The following is a 16,973-nucleotide window of genomic DNA, read 5'->3' as shown; positions in this document are numbered from 1 at the left end:
ATGCAGGAACAGAAAGATGCCGGACCCTGGTGGAAGGAACCCTGGCCCTGGCTGTTGATGGCGGGGCCGGCCGTGGCGATGCTGGGCTGCATCGTGACCATCGTGCTGGCGGTCGCGCATGACGATCCCCCGGTCGTCGATAAGGTGGTCAAGCGCGGGCTGGTGGTGGAGCGCGCGCCATGAAATGGCGGCGCGTCGGCATGTGGGTGCTGTGGCCGGCCTTCCTGGCCAGCGCCGGCGCCGCGCTGGTCGTCTTCACCCTGCTCGATCCGCGCGGCCTGACCATCGTCGGGCGCCCGGTCGAGATGTCGCGCCAGGCGTTCTATACCGCGGCCTTCTTCCTTCTGTGGGCGATCGCCGGGGTATCCAGCGCCATCACGCTGTACCTGGCGGGTGGCGGCGCGGGTCCGGACGGCAACGACGTGGACGACCTGCCATGACGCGGATCGGCCGTGGGGGCGTGGCGTGAGCGGCTGGCCGGCGCTGGCCAGCGTGCTCCTGCTCGGCCTGCTGGGCGGCGTGCACTGCGCCGCCATGTGCGGCGGACTGGTGATGGCGGTCGAGCACCGGCACGGCGAACGCCTGGCGGTGCTGCGGCGCGCGGCGCCGTGGCGGCTGGGATTGGAGGCCCTGGTCATGCATGCCGGGCGCATCGCCTCGTATGCGCTGCTGGGCGCGGTGGCGGGTGGCCTGGGGGGCAACATCTGGAGCCGGGACTGGCTGCCGCTTCAGCGCGGCGCGCTGGCCTTCGGGGCGGCGCTGCTGTGCGTCTACGGCCTGGCCCTGGTGGCGCGCGCGGGCTGGCCCCGCGCGGCGGCGGGCGGCCCGGCGGCCGGTGCGTGGCGGGCCGCGCTGGTGCGCGGCTGGACCGGCGCGGTGGCGGCCATCGTCCGCTCGCCCCCCAGCCGCCACGTGCGCGCGCGCATCGCCGGCCGGCCGCTGCTGGAGCGTTTCCTGACCGGCCTTGCATGGGGCTGGATGCCCTGCGGCATGTCGCTGGGCGTACTGGCGGTGGCGCTGGTGGCGGGCAGCGCCGCGGCCGGCGCGCTGACGATGGCGGTCTTCGGCCTGGGCACGTTGCCCAACCTGGTGGCGCTGTCCGGCGCCGCCGGCTGGCTGCGCCGCCGCGCGCGGCGGCCGGCCTGGCGCGTCGCCGGCGGCGTGGTGGTCGCGGCCTTCGGCGCGGTGGGACTGGTGCGCGCCGCCACCCTGCCGTCGGCGCTGCTGGAACAGGGTTTCTGCGTCGTCTGGTAGCGCGGGCCGCGCGCCGGCATCATTCCCGGGGCTGCCCCGTGGCCGGCATGTAGGTCGGCACCGGGATGCGGCGCCGCTCGCCCGTCAGGCAGTAGTTCGGCCCGCCCAGCCTGCCCACCGGGGCGAAGCGCCCGACGTCCACGCGCAGCGCCTTTTCGTCCAGCAGGTCGTCGCGGAAGTTCATCGCCAGGATCTCGCCGAAAACGATGGCCCGCTGGGTCGAGATGTCCAGGATACGGAACAGCCGGCATTCCCACGAGATCGGCGCCTCGGCGATGCGCGGCACCCGCACGGCGGTACAGGGCGCCAGCGTGAAGCCCACCGCCTCGGCCTCCGAGACGTGCGCGGGAAAATCGCTGCCGCACTGCACCGCCTGGTCGACGATGGACTCGTCCACCATGTTCACCACGAACTCCTCGTGCTCGCGGATGTTGCGCAGCGTGTCCTTGGCCTCGCCCGGCCGGTGGCTTTCCTGCCCATAGGCGACCACGGCGATGGCGAACAGCGGCGGATCCTCGCCCATGTAGTTGAACGCGCTGAACGGCGCGGCGTTGCACAGGCCGTCCGCATCCAGGCTGGTGACCAGCGCGATGGGGCGGGGCCCGACGCTGCCGGTGATCAGCCAGTAGCGCTGCATCTCGCTCAGTCCGGCCATCGATACGTGTTTCATGCGATTGCTCCAGGTGCCATGTGCGAAGCGCGGGGTCAGAGACCCACGTAGCGCTGCCAGATGGCCGGGTCGGCGCCGAGTTCCCCCGAGCTGCCTTCCCACGCCACGCGTCCGCGTTCGATGATAGTGTGCCGATCCGCGATGCCGATCAGGCGCTCGACGTATTTGTCGATCACCAGCAGCGTCTGCCCGGCGCGCCGCAGCGCGGCCAGGCAGTCCCAGATCTCCTGCCGGATCAGTGGCGCCAGGCCCTCGGTGGCTTCGTCCAGGATCAGCAGGTGCGGGTTGGTCATCAAGGCGCGGCCGATGGCCAGCATCTGCTGCTCGCCGCCCGACAACTGGTTGCCCATGTTCCGCTCGCGTTCGCGCAGGCGCGGAAACAGGGCGTAGATCCGGTCCAGCGTCCAGGGCTCGGCCTGGCGGCTGCGGTTGGCGGCGAAGGCCGTCAGGTTCTCGCGCACGCTCAGGTTGGGGAAGATCTGCCGGCCCTCCGGGACGACCGCGATGCCCAGGCGGCCGATGCGGTGCGGCGACAGGCGCTCGATGCGCTGGCCGAGAAAACGCACCTCGCCGCCGCGCGACGGCGTCAGGCCCAGCAGCGTCCGCACCGTGGTGGTCTTGCCCATGCCGTTGCGGCCCAGCAGGGTGCGCATCGCGCCCGCCCCGATGTCCAGCGAGACGTCGAACAGGACCTGGCTGCTGCCATAGGCGGCCTGCAAGCCCTTCACTTCCAGTACCGGTTCCATGGCGCTTCTCCATTTTCCATGCGGTTCGTCATGCCACTCATACGTTGGCCTCGTCGCCCAGGTAGGCCCGGCACACGTCGGCGTTGCGGCGGATCGCCTCGGGCGATCCGGTGGCGATCACGCGTCCGTAGACCAGGACCGAGAGGCGGTCGGCCAGGCGGAACACGGCGTGCATGTCGTGCTCGACCAGCAGCATGGTGACCTCGCCGCGCAGGCCCAGCAGCAGTTCCACCATCGCCTCGGATTCCTCGGGCCCCATCCCCGCCATGGGTTCGTCCAGCAGCAGCAGGCTGGGGGACGTGGCCAGCGCCAGGGCCACCTCCAGCTTGCGCTGCTCGCCATGGGACAGGCTGTGGGTCGGGGCGTCCACGCGGGCGGCCAGGCCGACCCGGTCCAGCGCGTGCCGGGCCTGCGCATACACGTCCGCCTCGCGCCGCGCCGGGCGCCAGCAGCCGGCGGCCCCGCCCGTGCGGGCCTGCACCGCCAGCGCCACGTTGTCCAGGACGCTGAAGGCCTTGAACACGCTGGTGATCTGGTACGAGCGCGCCAGCCCCAGGCGCACGCGCCGGTGCATGGGCAGTTGGGTGATATCGGCGCCGTCCATCGAGATCCGGCCCGCGTCCGGCCGCAGCGCGCCCGAGATCTGGTGGATCAGCGTGGTCTTGCCCGCGCCGTTGGGGCCGATCAGGGCGTGCATCTCGCCGGTCCTGACCTCGAAACAGGCCTGGTCGGTGGCGGTCAGCCCGCCGAACCGCTTGACCAGTCCGGAGACTTGCAGCTTGCAGGAATCAGCCATGGCGCCACCTCGTGGTCAGGCTCAAGGCGCCGTTGCGGGCGTACAGCACGGCGGCCAGCAGCAGGATGCCCAGCGGCAACTGCCAGTACAGCGTCAGGCCCGACAGGTATTCTTCCGCCACCAGCAGCAGCGCGGCGCCCACGACGCCGCCGTACAGATAGCCCACCCCGCCCAGGATGACCATGATCATCAGCGAGCCCGACTGGGTCCAGTACATCAGGCCGGGGCTGACCATGCCGGCCTGGTTCGCGATCAGCGCGCCCGCCAGGCCGGCCGCGCCGCCGGCGATGACGAAGGCCGCGAGCTTGATGCGGAACACCGGATAGCCGATGGCCTCCATGCGCGTCTCGTTCTCGCGGATGGCCTGCAAGGCGCGGCCGAAGCGGGCGTTGACCAGGCGCTGCATCAGCCACATGGCCAGGGCCAGGATGGCCAGCACGACGTAGTAGAAGGTCAGGTCGGACGAGGCGTCCAGGCCGAAGGGCAGGGCCGAGCGGGCCGCCAGCGGCATGCCGTCGTCGCCGCCGTAGGCGTTCAGCGAAACGAACACGTAGTACAGCATCTGCGCGAAGGCCAGGGTGATCATGATGAAGTACACCCCGCGCGTGCGCAGGCTGATCACGCCGATCAGCCAGGCCGCCAGCGCGGCCACAGCCGTCGCCGCGGGCCAGGCGATCCAGGCCGCGTCCACGCCGGCGTCCATCAGGATGGCCACCGTGTAGGCGCCTATGCCCAGGAATGCCGCGTGGCCGAAACAGACCATGCCGCCGAAGCCCATGACCAGGTTCAGGCTGGATGCCGCCAGCGCGAAGATCATGATGCGCGCGGCCAGGTCGACGTAGAAGCCCTGGCCCAGCCAGTCGGCGCCCAGCGGAAAGGCCACGGCCAGCGCCAGCAGGACGGCGCCGGTACGGCGGCCCAGGATTTGGTCCAGTGGTGCCATGTCTACCCTCGTGCAGGAAACAGGCCCTGCGGCTTCCAGAACAGCACGGCCGCCATCAGGACGTAGATCAGGATCGAGGCCAGCGTCGGCCCCAGGTTCGAGGCCACCGATGGCGAGAACACCGTGCCCAGCGCGTCGGGCACCAGCGTGCGGCCGACGGTATCGACCATGCCCACCATGAGCGAGCCGGCCAGCGCGCCGCGGATCGAACCGATGCCGCCGATCACGACCACCACGAAAGCCAGGATCAGGATGCTCTCGCCCATGCCCACCTGGACCGACAGCAGCGGCCCCAGCAACGCGCCGGCCACGGCGCACAGCAGCGCGCCCAGGCCGAACACCAGCGTGAACAGGCGCTTGATGTCCACGCCCATGACGGTCGCCATCTCGCGGTTGGAGGCACCCGCCCGCACCCACATGCCGACGCGCGTGCGCGCCACCACCAGGTACAGCAGCAGGGCCACCGCCAGGCCCACGCCTATCACCAGCAGGCGATAGGACGGATACTGGATGCCGGCCCCCAGGTCGACCGGGCCCGAGAACAGTTCGGGCAGCGCCAGCCGGCGCGGCTGCGGGCCCCAGATCATGCGCACGACTTCGTTGCCGATCAGGATCAGCGCGAACGTCGCCAGCACCTGCGACAGGTGATCGCGCTGGTACAGCGTGCGCAGCACGGTCATCTCCAGCAGCATGCCGATGGCCGCCGTGGCCAGCATCGCCACCAGCATCGCCAGCAGGAACGACCCGGTGGGCTCGACCAGCGCGGCGGTCAGGTAGGCGCCGAACATGTACAGCGAACCGTGGGCCAGGTTGATCATGTCCATGATGCCGAACACCAGCGTCAGGCCGGCGGCCAGCAGGAACAGCATCAGGCCGAACTGGATGCCGTTCAGCGCGGACTCGATGACCGCGCTCATGAGCCGCCTCGCCCCGCCTTCGCGGCCAGCGCCGCCCCCAGTTGACGGGCAAGCTGGCGCGCGGTTTCGTTCAGCAGGTTGCCGCCGGCGTCGAAGGCATGCTGGGCCTGCGGCAGCAGCACTTCGTCGGGCAGCACGATCGCGCCCATCTTGTTGAAGATGCCGCGCGTGTGGGTAACCGCGCGGATGCCGCCGAACGGGCTCATCGAGGCCGCCAGCAGCGCGACCATCTTGCCCCGGTAGGGCAGCAGGCCGTCCTCGCCGTTGATCGGGCGCGAGCACCAGTCCAGCGCGTTCTTGAGCAGGGCGGTGACCGATCCGTTGTACTCGGGCGTGGCGACCAGCAGGGCGTCGTGCTCGGCGATCAGGCCGCGCAGGACCAGCGCGTTGTCGGGCACGCCGGACTGCATCTCGTCGTCGCCGTCGTAGATCGGCATGGGATAGTCGCGCAGGTCGATCTGCGTGACCTCGGCGCCGGCCGCGCGGGCGCCGTCGGCCGCCACCGCCAGCAGCAGCTTGTTCAGCGACGCGCCGCGCGAGCTGCCGGCGAAAGCAAGTATCTTGGGAGCTGCCATGATTGATCCTCGTGATTCTGTCAGGGGTTCTTCATCTTGCAGGCGCCGGCATAGCTGTCGGTATGCGCCGTCATGATCTTGCCGATCGTCTTGTTGGTGACGCGGCCGGACTCGTCCTTCTGCACCATGCGCAGATAGAAGTCGTTGATCGGGAACTGGTTGGTGTTGAATTTGAAGGCGCCCCGCACGGACTCGAACCGGGCCGCGGCGATGGCGTCGTGCAGCGCGCGCTTGTCCTCGATCTTTCCCTTCACGTCGGCCACCGCGCGGTCCAAGAGGCGCACCACGTCGTAGCCCTGGAAGGCGTACATCGACGGCAGCCGGCCGTAGCGCTGCTGGAAGCGCGCGACGAAGTTGCGGTTGGCGGCGTTGTCCAGGTCCCAGGCCCAGTGCGACGAGTTCTGCAGGCCGACCATCGCCTCGCCCAGCGCCTGGATGGTGTCCTCGTCGGCGGAATAGCCCGGCACGAAGTAAGGCACCTCGCGCGCCAGCCCCGCGGCCTGGAACTGCTTGATGAAGTTGATGCCCATGCCGCCGGGCAGGAAGAAGAACAGCGCATCCGGTTTCTGGGCGCGGATCCTGGCGATCTCGGACGCGAAGTCCAGTTCGCCCAGCTTGACGTAGATCTCGTCGGCCACGCTGCCCTTGAAGGTGCGCTTGAAGCCTTCCAGGTTTTCCTTGCCGCCCGTGTAGTTGGGCGCCATGATGACCACGCGCCGGTAGCCCTTGTCGCTCATGTGGCGGCCCATGGCCTCGCTCTGGCCGTCGTTCTGCCAGGCCAGCCCGAAGAAGTACGGGTTGCACTGCGCGCCGGCCAGCGAGGCGGGCCCTGCCGCGGCGCTGATGTAGAACGTCCGGGCCGCGAAGGTCGGCGCGCCCACCGCCATCATCACGTTCGAATACACCACGCCGGTCATGAAATCGACCTTGTCGCGCTTGATGAACTTGTCTGCCAGTTGCTTGCCGACGCCGGGGTTGGCCTGGTCGTCGCCTTCCACCACCTCGACGGGCAGGCCGCCGATCCGGTTGCCGGTCTCGTCCAGGCCGAGCCGGAACCCGTCGCGGATTTCCGTCCCCAGCGCGGCCAGCGGTCCCGACAGCGTGCTGATGAAACCTATCTTCACCTTGTCCGCGGCCTGGGCGGACATTCCCAATAGCATTGCGAGCGGCAATGCGAGCCATTTGACGTGCATGATGGATACCCCTGGATGTGGAAGGTTGAGATGGGAACCGGGGTGCTGCAGGAGAAGCGCCGCTCAGGGCGCCGAAGGCGGGTTCCTGTATTCGATCTGGCCGTCGGGCAGGAAGAACAGCATGGTGACCATGCCGCCCGTAACGGTCGGGAAGTGCGAGCTGTCGGGGGGAAAGACCTTCCAGCCCGCGCCGGCGCCGCAGAAGCGGCCGGTCTCGTCCACCGGGCCGATCATGTTGATCTCGCCCAGCGGGTGCCGGTGGTAGTGGCCCGGCACGTTGCGCAGGCAGCCGCTTTCCACCGTGAATCCATCCGTGTCGGGCGAGGCATGCGCGATCCGCCCTCGCCGGTAGTCCGGACCGTCTATCTCCGCATAGCAGGACCAGCCTTCGCCTATGCCGCGGCGTAGCAGCGCCAGCAGGCGGGCATAGCCTTCGGTGTGCGCGCCGTAGCGCTCGTTCAAGGCCGCTTCCAGCTCGGGGCCGAGCGGGCGGCCGCCGATGAAGTCCAGCAGTTCCCTGACCGCCTGCATCATCTCGGCCTTGCTGGGGCCGGTGGGCAATTCCGATTGCGTGTTCATCGATGCTACCTGTACGTGTGGGTCCACCTTCATGTCGAGCGAATGCTAGGCACTATCGACCCGCGGCACTAGGAGCGCCGACCGTATAATCGTTCGTAGAAAAAGTATGGAAGCGCGGCCCGCCGCAGGCGTATCCTGGAAAGCTCGCCATGGACCTGATTTCCTCGCTCCTCGCTTTCCTGCGCGTCGCGGAAACCGGCTCGTTCTCGGTGGTCGCCAACGAACGCGGCGTCACCCAGCCCGCCGTTTCCCGGCAGGTGCGCGCGCTGGAAGAACACGTCGGCATGCGGCTGGTCCAGCGCAGCACGACCGGCGTGGTGCTGACCGAGGAAGGGCGCAACCTGCTGCCCGCCGCCCGCAGCCTGGTCGAGGCCGCCGAGAGCCTGAGCGTGTCCGCCAGTCCGGACCAGGCCCGGCCCACCGGCAAGGTCCGGCTCAGCCTGCCCGCGCCGCTGGCCCTGCACATCTGCAACCACGTGCGCGGCCTGCTCGACAGCCATCCCAACCTGAGCCTGGACATGGTGGTGCGCGACAGCACCAGCAACCTGATCGAGGATGGCCTGGACCTCGAGGTGCGCCTGGGGCCCATCGACGACAGTTCGCTGATTTCGCGGCGGGTGGGCATGACCTCGGCCTTCCTGGTGGCCGCGCCGTCCTACCTGGCCGGCCGGCCCGCGCTACGGTCTCCCCAGGACCTGCGCCATCACGAATGCGTGGTCTACAGCCGCTGGGGCAAGGACGATACCTGGTGGTTCGAGGCCGCCGAGGGGCAGTTCTCGGTGAACGTGCCGTGTCGCCTGCGCGCGAACAATGCCTCGGCCGTGCACCAGGCCGTGCTGGGCGGCAACGGCATCGCCATCCTGTCGCACCTGATGGTGGCGGACGACCTGCACTCGGGGCGGCTGGTCTCGTTGCTGCCGGAGTTTCCGCCCGCGCGCCTGCCGCTCTACATCGTCTATCCGTCGCGCCGCAACCTGCCGCTGCGCACGCGCGTCGTCATCGAGTTCATCGCCGAACTGCTCAGGGCCGATCCGGCCATGCGCGACAGGACGCCATGGCCGGGGCCGGCCGGCGGTCTGCCGCCAGCGGGGAACGGGCAGGGCGCCGTCGGCGCCGCGCTGACGTCGGTGGAGGCGGCCGGCCGGGGCGCCGACCGCTGTTAGGGCCTGTGCGGGCCTCCTTTCAGCGGGAGCAGGCCCTAGGCTTCAGGCCCGCGTATCCACCAGCGAGCCGGCGGCGCCGGAGCCGGACCGCTCGAGTTCCTTGGCCAGCTCGGACATCGCCGTCTGCAGCGCGCCGGCCAGGCTGTTGATGCGTGACTGCGCGGAGGCCATGGCCCGAGCCTTGGCTTCGGCCGACATCGAACTGGCGCGCACGCGCTCCATTTCCGCCTGGGCCTGCGCCAGTTGCTTCTGCAGCTCCTTGATGCGCTTCTTCAGCGCCTTCACCGCGAAGGAATCGCTGCTGTCGCCGCTGTCCGCCTCGGCGGCCTTGGCCTTGGCCTTCGCCTTTTCGCCGGCCGGCGCGCCCAGGCCCCGCAGGACGGCCGAGGCATCGGCCGCAGGGGCGTTCGCCTGACCATTCATGTCGCCCGACAGCCTCAGGTGCGAGATCGACAACGAAGCGGAAATGGGAGTTACGGGCGGCATGGCATCGGGTTCGGATGGAGCATGGCCGGATTAACGGCCCCGCTACCCGGGACTTGAGGCAAACACCGCATCAGACGTGCATGCCGCCGTCGGCCATGAAGACGCTGCCGGTGGAAAAGCTGCCTTGCGGCGAAGCCAGGAACAGCACCGTCTGCGCGATTTCCTCGACACGCGCGTGGCGGCCCAGCGGAATGGCCTCGTCCAGCATCCGGGTGGCGTCCAGGCCCAGCACCTCGCCCAGCCGGCGTTCGATGTCCGCCTGGAAGTCGTTGGCGATGGGGCCGGGAGCGACGACGTTGACGCGTATGCCGCGGCCGGCGGCTTCCTTGGCGGCCACGCGCATCAGGCCGATCAGCGCGTGCTTGGAGGTGGCGTAGGCGCACACGCCGGGGTCGGCCGTCACGCCCATGACGCTGGAGACGATGACGATGCTGCCGCCGTCGGCCATGCGGGGCAGGGCATGCTTGCAAGCCAGAAAGGTGCCCTTGACGTTGACGGCCATGACCGCGTCGAACACGTCGTCGGGGTAGTCGGCGATGGGCCGGATGGCGCCGTTGATGCCGGCATTGCAGACCAGCACGTCCAGCCGCCCCCAACGCCGCAGCGCGTCGTCGACGTAGGCGCGGGCCTGCCCCGGGTCGGTGACGTCGCCGGCGAAGGTCGCCACCCGATCGCCGTGGCCGGCCGCCTGGGCGCGGGCGGCGTCCAGCGCGTCGGCGTGCAGGTCCACCAGCAGGACGCGCGCACCCTGTTCCAGCATGGCCAGCGCGCTGTGCAGCCCGAGGCTGCCGGCACCGCCGGTGACGATGCAGACCTGGTCTTTCATGTTCATGAGTCGTGTCCGGTGAAAAGGAGGAAGGCGTTCAGGGCAGCGGGCCCCACCGGCAGCCCGTTGCGCGCGGGCAGGCGGCCAGCAGCCGCTTGGGGATGCGGCCGTGGACGCCCTTGACGCCGTCGACCAGCTGGGTGATTTCGAAATCCACGGCCAGGCTGGCCAGCGCGTAGGCATCGGCATCGGGCAATTCACCGAAATGCCGCAGTACCGCCACCGCCTGTAAGACAGCCAGCTCGGCGGCGGCGTCCAGGTCTTCGTCCAGCCCCATGGCGATGTAGTGCTCGTCGGTCTCGGCCATGGGCCAGCGCAGGCCGCGGGCCTTGTGCAGCGCGAAGCGGAAGACGCCGGTCATCGAGGTCTCGAGCCCGGTCAGGTTGACCTCGCCGTGGCCCTGCGCCGCGTGCCCGTCGCCGACGAAGAAATCCGCGCCCGCGACCTGCACGGGCAGGTACAGCACCGCCCCCGGCCGCAGATCCTTCAGGTCCAGATTGCCGCCGAAGGGGCCGGGCGGGATCGAGGACACCTTGCGGGTGGGCGCCACGCCCATGGTGCCCATGAACGGTGCCAGCGGGATGGCGATGCGTTCGTCGAAGCGGGCGACGCCGCCCGCCACGTCATGGCGCATCAGCTTGAGCCGCGGTTCCTTCAGGAGTCCCGGCAGCGCGCCCGCGCCGGGGCGGGCGAAGTTGACGCCGTACGCGGGCTCGCGCGGCGCCACGGCCAGGATCTCCACCGCCAGCACGTCGCCAGGCTCGGCGCCTTCCACGCTGACCGGGCCGGTCAGGATGTGCGGGCCGACGTCCTTGGGCACGGTGCGCATGATCTCCAGCATCTCGGCCACCGGCCCCTCCAGGGGCAGGCCATGATGGGTGAAGAAGGCCAGCGCCTCGTCGGGCGGCAGCGGCACGCCCACGGCGTTCACCGTGTCGATGCGTACCGTGTCGCCCGGACGTATGCGCAGCGCGGGCGGCACGTCCGGCCCCAGGAAGCCCCACACCACCGTGCCGGGACCGCAGCGCAGCACATGATCGGCCACCATGTTCCCGGCCGTCATTTCCATTCGGGCTTGGGAAAGACGGCGGGCTTGACGCCGATGGCGGTCTTGGGCGAGATGGGCTGGAACACGCCGCCTTGCCATTGCCCCACGCTGGACGCCTCGGCCCACAGGCGGTTGGTCAGCTTGACGGGGCCCAGCACGGTCTCGAAGCTGCCGGTGCGGATCTGCTCGGACACGGCCTTGCGGTCGATGGAGCCCGCGCGTGTGATGGCCTGCTGCAGGATCTGCAGGGTGGCGTAGGTGACGGCGCTGCCGTTGTAGTCCGCCTCCTGCTTGAACATGGCAAGGTGCCGCTCGCGGTAGTCGCGGGTGACGGGCAGTTCGGCGCTGACGCCGCCCAGGCCCATGACGCCGTCGGCATTGGCGCCGAAGCGGTTCTTGAACATCGGGAACACCGTGCCGATCGCGGTGTAGAACACCTTGGGGTTGAAGCCCACGACCTTGGCCTGGTCGTTCAGCGCCATGGTGTCGGGTGGATAGCTGAAGGCCAGGAAGGCCTCCGGCTCGCGCCGGCGCACCTCGTTCAGGATGGTCTGCAACTCCTGCGAACCCAGGGGGTAGCTCTGGTCGTAGACGATGTCGAACTTCGCCTTCTTCAGGCCCTCGCGCGCGGCCTTGGACAGCTCCAGGCCGAACTGGTCGGCCACGTTGACGATGGCGACCTTGCCCTTGATCTTGCCTTCCTCGCGCAGCCGCGTCAGCACGTCCACCACGCCGTTGGCGTAGTCCGTGGAGGTAAGCGTGAAGAAGAACAGATTGGACCAGCGTTCGCGCAATTGCGGAATATGGTCCGAGATCATCGTGGTGGCGAGGTGGGGGTAGTTGTGCTTGTGCAGGATGGGAGCCACCGCCAGGTTCATGGCTGTGCCCCAGGGCGGCAGGATGAAGTCCACCTTGTCCTGGTTGATGAGCCGTTCCACCGCGCGCACGGCCTCTTCGGAATTGCTGCGGTCGTCGTACTCGAAGAACCTGACCGGCACGCGCTTGCCGCCGATCTCGATGCCGCCGGCCTGCTGCACGTCAGCCGCCCACATCTGGTAGTTGGGCAGCACCGTGGTGCTGGCCCCGCCGGCGTAGGCGCCGGTCTTGGAAATGGCGTAGCCGATGCGGATCTCGGCCGGGGCCTTGGACTGGCCCAGTGCCGGCGCCGCCAGCGCGGTGGCGGCCGCCGCCGCGAGCAAGGTCGCGAATCGCCTGCGTTGCATGTGTCGTCTCCTGGTTGTCGTTATCGGGCCCCGCAGGGCCTGTTTCAGCGGAACAAGGTATCCACGTAGGCGGCGCCCAGCCCGATCTTCTCGTAGTGCGCGCGGCACATCGCGATGTAGTCGTGCACGTCGAAATGGCCGGTGGACTGGCCCTTCTCGTCCAGCCAGATCAGCGGCCCCTTCACGATGAAGAAGACCTTCATCGGCTGCTCGTGCTCGAAGGCCACCAGCGTGTGGCCTTCGCCCGGCGTCTCGTAGACGAAGTCGCCCGCGGTGGCGATCCAGTCGTGCTCCAGGTACCCCCACTTGCCCGAGATCGTGTAGGCGAACACCTCGTGCGGATGGTAGTGGCGGTTGACCAGCCCGGCGGCATCGGCGCGCAGGATGTCGCACCAGCGGTTCTCGGAAGGCGAGATCCACAGCGGCCGCGAGGCCACCGTGTCGGTGAAGGGGACATACCACTTCCTGTCGTCGGTGGGCGCGTTGCCGATGTGCACCTCGGGCTTGGCATCGGGCTTGAACACGTCGGCGATGGGTGCGATGTCGCGCCAGAACTCGTTGCCGGCGGTCTTGAGCATGGGGGCCTCCTGGTCTTCGATGGATCGTGTCAATGTAGCGAGCGCGCCGTCCGGCCGCTTGACCCGGCGGGACGGCGAATTTGACTGGGCGCGACATGGCCGCGGCCACGGGCGCGGTCCGTACCCTACGGTCAACCCGGGCCGGAGGGCCGGGCGGCCCGTGCTAGCATCGCCATAAGCCGCGGCGCCGCCGCCATGTTGGACGCCATCCGCCCCGTCGCCGGGCGGTCCTCCCACGGGCACGACCATGAGCACGACCCTGTCCCCTCGCGCGCAGGCATCGACCGACCAGGTGCCGTCTTCCCAGCGGCTGGCATTCTGGGAGTCGTACAACGCCTCGCAACTGATCGGCCTGACCTGTTTGACCTACGACCCGCACGGCCTGCGTGCCCAGGGCCGCGTGTTCGACGCGGACGACGTCGCCTTCACCGAGATCCGGGGCAACCAGCACGTCATCGAACGGACGCGCTCGCTGCTCAAGACCCATCCCAAGGATTCGATCTTCGCCTGCATCCTGCTCGAAGGCGACGCCTTCCTGTTCCAGTCGGGCCAGTGCTACACCGTGCGCGCCGGCGACGTCATCGTCTATTCCAACGCGATTCCCTACCTGTACGGCTTTACCGGCGACATGCGCCAGATCATCGTCGAGGTCGAGGCCGACCGCCTGTTCCGGGGCCGGCGCGAGATGCGGCCCGCGGCGCCCATCCAGGTGGACAACCGGCTGCGCACCGGCCGGCTGCTGGCCAACACGCTGCGCACCATGGCGGTGGATTTCGTCGAGCGGCCGCGCGCCGACGCCGTGCCGGGCGTGGCCGACCAGGCCCGGCACCTGCTGCGCGCGGCGGTCGATCCCGGCGCGGCGCGGGAACTGAACGACATGGCCGCATGGCGGCTGCTGCGCGCCGAGGCCTTCATCGCCGAACACCTGAACGATCCCGCGCTGGATGCAGAAAAGGTGGCGCGCGCCCTGGGCCTGTCCGTGCGGCAATTGCACCGCCTGTTCGCACACCGGGACCGCAGCGTCAGCCAATGGATCTGGGACAAGCGGCTCGAACGCGCGCACCAGGAACTGGCGGACGAGGGCAGCCGCAAGCTGTCCATCGGCGACATCGCCTATCGCTGGGGCTTCGCCAGCCAGGCGCATTTCTCGCGCGCCTTCCGTGGCCGCTACGGCATGACGCCCATGCAGCACCGGCGCGCCGGGCAAGCCTGAACGCCGGGTTCAGCCCGCCACGGGCGACCCCAGCAGCCATAGCAGGAAAGGCGCCAGGATCAGGAACACCACGGTCGAAATCAGTACCGCGCCCGCCGCGGTGTCGCCCATGTCGGTATAGCGGCGCGCGTACATATAGCTGACCACCGCGCAGGGCATGCCCATCTGCAGGGCCACGTTGCCGATCATGTCGGCCGGCAGCCCCACCAGCCATGCCGCCGCCGCGCCCGTGGCCAGGCCCGCCACGAGCCGGATGGCGCCAACGATGCCGCCCAGCTTCAGGCCGGCCGCGGGAATCAGCGCCAGGGCGTGGCCCAGCCCCAGCAGCATCAGCGGCACCGTCATGCTGCCCAGCAGCTGGGCCGACTCCATGATCCACTGCGGCGGCGTGTAGCTGAAGACCCGGCAGGCCACGGCCAGCACCGAGGCGATCAGGATGGGGCTTTTCCAGGCCGCCGGCATGCCGTCCGCGCTGGGCAGCGTGCGCACGCCCACGGTGTGCTGGATGAACGAGCACACGGCGAAGAACGCGATCGAGGTCGACAGTCCGGCGTCGCCGAAAGCCAGGTGCGTGATGGGCAGCCCCAGGTTGCCGGCGTTCGGGAAGGACGTGGTCTGGAGCAGCTTGCGCACCGGCAGCTTGCACAGCTTGAGCGCCAGCGCCGAGACGCCCATGCACAGCCCCAGCGCCAGCACCGTGGCGCCGGCCACCGTGGCCATGATCTCGTTGCTGAGCTGGGTCGTGACCAGGGTGTTGAACACCAGCGCCGGCGTGGTGACGGTAGTGGCCAGCACCGTGACGAACTGGGCGGGGAATGCGTGTCCCAGCTTCCCCCAGGTGGTGCCGACGCCGATGACCACCATGAGCGGGGCCAGCAGGCTGAGGATGGAGAAATAGATGTGGAAGACGCCCATCAGGCGGCTCCTTGCGGGAGCGGGATGGCGGGAAATGACGGCGGGGATCGGTGCATTGCGGCGCGTGGGGGCACGGGGCGGCGGGCAAAGGGTGTAACAGAGCGGAGGCCGGGGCCGGCCGCGGGTCCCCGCAAGGATAGCGCGAAACTCCGGATCCGCACCCGGCGTCAATCGAAGCCGCCGTCGGCCTCGTCGCGAAGGTTGCCTTCGACCAGGAGCAGCACCTTCCAGAACGTCCGGACCTCGTCGACGGTGGCGCCGGTGATCGACTCTTCCAGCATGTCGACCATGCGCGGCAGCAGCTTGTCGACCAGTGCCCGGCCCCGTTCGGTCAATTCGACCTGGTGCTTGCGGCGGTCGTCGGGGTCGCGGGCCCGGGTGACCAGGCCCATTCTTTCCATGTTCTCCAGCGCGGGTACGGCGGTGTTCGAGGCGATGCCCACGCGGCGGCTCAGTTCGAGCTGGGTGAGCTGGCCATGCGTGGCCAGGACGCGCAGGTAATACCAGTGGGCGATGGTGATCTTGTCCTCGTCCAAGATGTCCTGGGCCTTGGCGGTGTACAGGCGGTGCAGTGTGCGGATGACCCAGGCGATCGTGCGGTCGCGCTCATCGAAATGCTCGTGTCCCGGGGGGGCTCTGCGCTTCGTGGATGTCGATCGGGTCCCGGTCTTCTTCGTACTAGCTGGTTTCATGCAAACGGTTTCCTGGCCGGCTGCCGGCGTCTGCCGCAATGATGCCTGCAAACCCGGCGCAATGAAAAACGCCGTTGTCGAAACAGGCGGTATTTTCCCTAGGGGCCTTGTCTTTTGATCCGTGTCGTGAATTAATTCGATCTAGAACGAATTAATTCACGACACGGATCGGAGGCTGTCATGCAGGAACGTTTGCCGTTGTGGGAGGCCGCGCGCCGGGAGATGGAGGAGTACCGCTTTGTTGCGGACGCCAGTGTCCAGCCTCGGTGGGATATTCCCGCCACGATCGCCATCAACACCGCGGTGGCGGCGCGCCTGGACGAGGGGGCGGGCCATTCGTCCATCCAGCACTATGTCGATGCCGCGTCCGACGTCATCGAGGCCGGCGCCTGCGGCGTGCATCTGGACTTTACGTGGGTGGTGGACGAGCGGGGCCGGCGGTTGGATCGGGACATTCCACCGGTCGAAGCCTACTCGCTCGTGCTCGATCCGCTGCGTCGGCGCTTTGGCACCGACTTCGTCCCCAATCTGAACATCCTGAACGGCGAATCCTTCGACGTATGCGTCAGTCCGGCCCGCGCGGGGTTGGCCGAGGTCGCGCCATGCGCCTCGGGACATCCGGATGCCTTCATGATTCCCGCCGTCCAGGCCTTGGAGGAACATGGCGTCAAACCGGAAATCGCCATTCATAGTTCGGGCGAGATCGAGCTGGCCAAGCGCAAGCTGATCGACACGGGCATTCTGAAGAAGCCGTACAACTGGATCGTGCTGTACGGCTTGCCCTTCGACGTGGGCAGGACGCTCATTTCCGGCACCTGGGTAAGCGACGCGCAGGACATGAGCCGACATCTGTTCCTGATGGTTGACCAGATCCGCAAGATCGACCCGGATAGCGTCATCACCGTATGTGCCGCGGGGCGCGCGTCGCTCTACATGACCACGCTGGCCACGATGATGGGACTGCACATCCGTGTCGGCACCGAGGACACGCCGTGGAAACACCCGCATCGCGACGAGCGGCTAAAGAGCAATCTGGAGATGTTCGGCATGGCTCGCGACATCGCGGGACTGCTGGGCCGCACGCCGGCTTCCGCCAACCAATACCGGGCGCTCGTCGGGCTGCCCGCCAAGCCATGAACAGTCGGCGGCCAAGGCG

The 16,973-nt window shown here is 68.8% G+C and carries 21 protein-coding genes; 6 read left to right on the top strand and 15 right to left on the bottom strand.

All coding sequences use genetic code 11. The features are described 5' to 3' along the window. Genes R4823_RS27450 through R4823_RS27440 form a run of 3 tightly spaced genes read left to right on the top strand, consistent with a single transcriptional unit; the run spans position 1 to position 1,254 of the window. Complete coding sequence (locus R4823_RS27450) at positions 1-183, top strand: FixH family protein (RefSeq protein WP_130356126.1); 183 nt, start codon at positions 1-3, stop codon at positions 181-183. Then, a complete protein-coding gene (locus R4823_RS27445; protein ID WP_130356125.1) occupies positions 180-440 on the top strand; it encodes a hypothetical protein in 261 nt (86 codons plus the stop codon). Before R4823_RS27450 ends, R4823_RS27445 begins: the two co-directional genes overlap by 4 nt. Before the next feature lie 25 nt (positions 441-465). Beyond that, positions 466-1,254, top strand: a complete 789-nt coding sequence (locus R4823_RS27440; protein WP_338616888.1) for a sulfite exporter TauE/SafE family protein — start codon at positions 466-468, stop codon at positions 1,252-1,254. Between the two features lie 19 nt (positions 1,255-1,273). Here R4823_RS27440 and R4823_RS27435 read toward each other — a convergent pair whose 3' ends face one another. The 8 genes from R4823_RS27435 to R4823_RS27400 all read right to left on the bottom strand — a co-directional run bounded on the left by R4823_RS27435 (position 1,274) and on the right by R4823_RS27400 (position 7,673). Continuing rightward, positions 1,274-1,924, bottom strand: a complete 651-nt coding sequence (locus R4823_RS27435) for a flavin reductase family protein (protein ID WP_130356124.1) — start codon at positions 1,922-1,924, stop codon at positions 1,274-1,276. Between the two features lie 35 nt (positions 1,925-1,959). Further along, positions 1,960-2,670, bottom strand: a complete 711-nt coding sequence (locus R4823_RS27430) for an ABC transporter ATP-binding protein (protein WP_338616886.1) — start codon at positions 2,668-2,670, stop codon at positions 1,960-1,962. A 37-nt stretch (positions 2,671-2,707) separates the two neighbouring features. After that, positions 2,708-3,466, bottom strand: coding sequence for an ABC transporter ATP-binding protein (locus R4823_RS27425; RefSeq protein WP_338616884.1), 759 nt, complete (start codon positions 3,464-3,466; stop codon positions 2,708-2,710). Beyond that, on the bottom strand, positions 3,459-4,409 hold the full coding sequence (locus R4823_RS27420; protein WP_338616882.1) for a branched-chain amino acid ABC transporter permease: 951 nt from the start codon (positions 4,407-4,409) through the stop codon (positions 3,459-3,461). The genes R4823_RS27425 and R4823_RS27420 overlap by 8 nt, the downstream gene beginning before the upstream one ends. 2 nt (positions 4,410-4,411) lie before the next feature. Next, positions 4,412-5,326 carry a branched-chain amino acid ABC transporter permease gene (locus tag R4823_RS27415; protein ID WP_338616881.1) on the bottom strand — a complete coding sequence of 305 codons (915 nt, stop codon included), beginning with the start codon at positions 5,324-5,326 and terminating at the stop codon, positions 4,412-4,414. Next, on the bottom strand, positions 5,323-5,901 hold the full coding sequence (locus R4823_RS27410; protein WP_132980655.1) for an NAD(P)H-dependent oxidoreductase: 579 nt from the start codon (positions 5,899-5,901) through the stop codon (positions 5,323-5,325). The genes R4823_RS27415 and R4823_RS27410 overlap by 4 nt, the downstream gene beginning before the upstream one ends. Before the next feature lie 20 nt (positions 5,902-5,921). Beyond that, on the bottom strand, positions 5,922-7,049 hold the full coding sequence (locus R4823_RS27405) for an ABC transporter substrate-binding protein (protein ID WP_338616880.1): 1,128 nt from the start codon (positions 7,047-7,049) through the stop codon (positions 5,922-5,924). 108 nt (positions 7,050-7,157) lie between these two features. Beyond that, positions 7,158-7,673, bottom strand: a complete 516-nt coding sequence (locus R4823_RS27400; RefSeq protein ID WP_338616879.1) for a DUF4863 family protein — start codon at positions 7,671-7,673, stop codon at positions 7,158-7,160. A 149-nt stretch (positions 7,674-7,822) separates the two neighbouring features. Between R4823_RS27400 and R4823_RS27395 the strand changes: the two genes are divergently transcribed. After that, on the top strand, positions 7,823-8,836 hold the full coding sequence (locus R4823_RS27395; protein ID WP_338616877.1) for a LysR family transcriptional regulator: 1,014 nt from the start codon (positions 7,823-7,825) through the stop codon (positions 8,834-8,836). A 42-nt stretch (positions 8,837-8,878) separates the two neighbouring features. Here R4823_RS27395 and R4823_RS27390 read toward each other — a convergent pair whose 3' ends face one another. The 5 genes from R4823_RS27390 to R4823_RS27370 form a co-directional block, all read right to left on the bottom strand. Further along, positions 8,879-9,322 carry a hypothetical protein gene (locus R4823_RS27390; protein ID WP_132980657.1) on the bottom strand — a complete coding sequence of 148 codons (444 nt, stop codon included), beginning with the start codon at positions 9,320-9,322 and terminating at the stop codon, positions 8,879-8,881. 70 nt (positions 9,323-9,392) lie between these two features. Next, the gene (locus R4823_RS27385) at positions 9,393-10,154 is read right to left on the bottom strand and encodes an SDR family NAD(P)-dependent oxidoreductase (RefSeq protein ID WP_279819512.1); all 762 of its coding nucleotides are present in this window, start codon (positions 10,152-10,154) and stop codon (positions 9,393-9,395) included. A 31-nt stretch (positions 10,155-10,185) separates the two neighbouring features. Then, the gene (locus R4823_RS27380; RefSeq protein ID WP_338616876.1) at positions 10,186-11,211 is read right to left on the bottom strand and encodes an acetamidase/formamidase family protein; all 1,026 of its coding nucleotides are present in this window, start codon (positions 11,209-11,211) and stop codon (positions 10,186-10,188) included. Next, positions 11,208-12,419, bottom strand: a complete 1,212-nt coding sequence (locus R4823_RS27375) for an amino acid ABC transporter substrate-binding protein (protein ID WP_338616874.1) — start codon at positions 12,417-12,419, stop codon at positions 11,208-11,210. Before R4823_RS27375 ends, R4823_RS27380 begins: the two co-directional genes overlap by 4 nt. 44 nt (positions 12,420-12,463) lie before the next feature. Further along, entirely contained in the window at positions 12,464-12,997 is a 534-nt protein-coding gene (locus R4823_RS27370) for a 2,4'-dihydroxyacetophenone dioxygenase family protein (RefSeq protein WP_087836612.1), read from the bottom strand. A gap of 247 nt (positions 12,998-13,244) precedes the next feature. Between R4823_RS27370 and R4823_RS27365 the strand changes: the two genes are divergently transcribed. After that, positions 13,245-14,210, top strand: coding sequence for a helix-turn-helix domain-containing protein (locus tag R4823_RS27365; protein WP_338616873.1), 966 nt, complete (start codon positions 13,245-13,247; stop codon positions 14,208-14,210). Between the two features lie 9 nt (positions 14,211-14,219). Here the strand turns inward: R4823_RS27365 and R4823_RS27360 are convergent, their stop codons facing one another. Together R4823_RS27360 and R4823_RS27355 are read right to left on the bottom strand one after the other, a co-directional pair. After that, positions 14,220-15,125: an AEC family transporter gene (locus R4823_RS27360; protein WP_087836610.1), complete on the bottom strand. Its 906-nt coding sequence runs from the start codon at positions 15,123-15,125 to the stop codon at positions 14,220-14,222. A 167-nt stretch (positions 15,126-15,292) separates the two neighbouring features. Beyond that, a complete protein-coding gene (locus R4823_RS27355; protein WP_087836609.1) occupies positions 15,293-15,817 on the bottom strand; it encodes a MarR family winged helix-turn-helix transcriptional regulator in 525 nt (174 codons plus the stop codon). Positions 15,818-15,997: 180 nt separating this feature from the next. Between R4823_RS27355 and R4823_RS27350 the strand changes: the two genes are divergently transcribed. Next, positions 15,998-16,954: a 3-keto-5-aminohexanoate cleavage protein gene (locus tag R4823_RS27350; protein ID WP_087836608.1), complete on the top strand. Its 957-nt coding sequence runs from the start codon at positions 15,998-16,000 to the stop codon at positions 16,952-16,954. Positions 16,955-16,973 lie beyond the last annotated feature (19 nt).

It is taken from the genome of Pigmentiphaga sp. CHJ604 (assembly GCF_036972535.1).
In the GTDB taxonomy this organism is placed as follows: Bacteria; Pseudomonadota; Gammaproteobacteria; order Burkholderiales; family Burkholderiaceae_B; genus Pigmentiphaga; species Pigmentiphaga daeguensis.
Note: the sequence above shows the minus strand (reverse complement) of the source record. Positions and strands in the feature narration are given on the sequence as shown.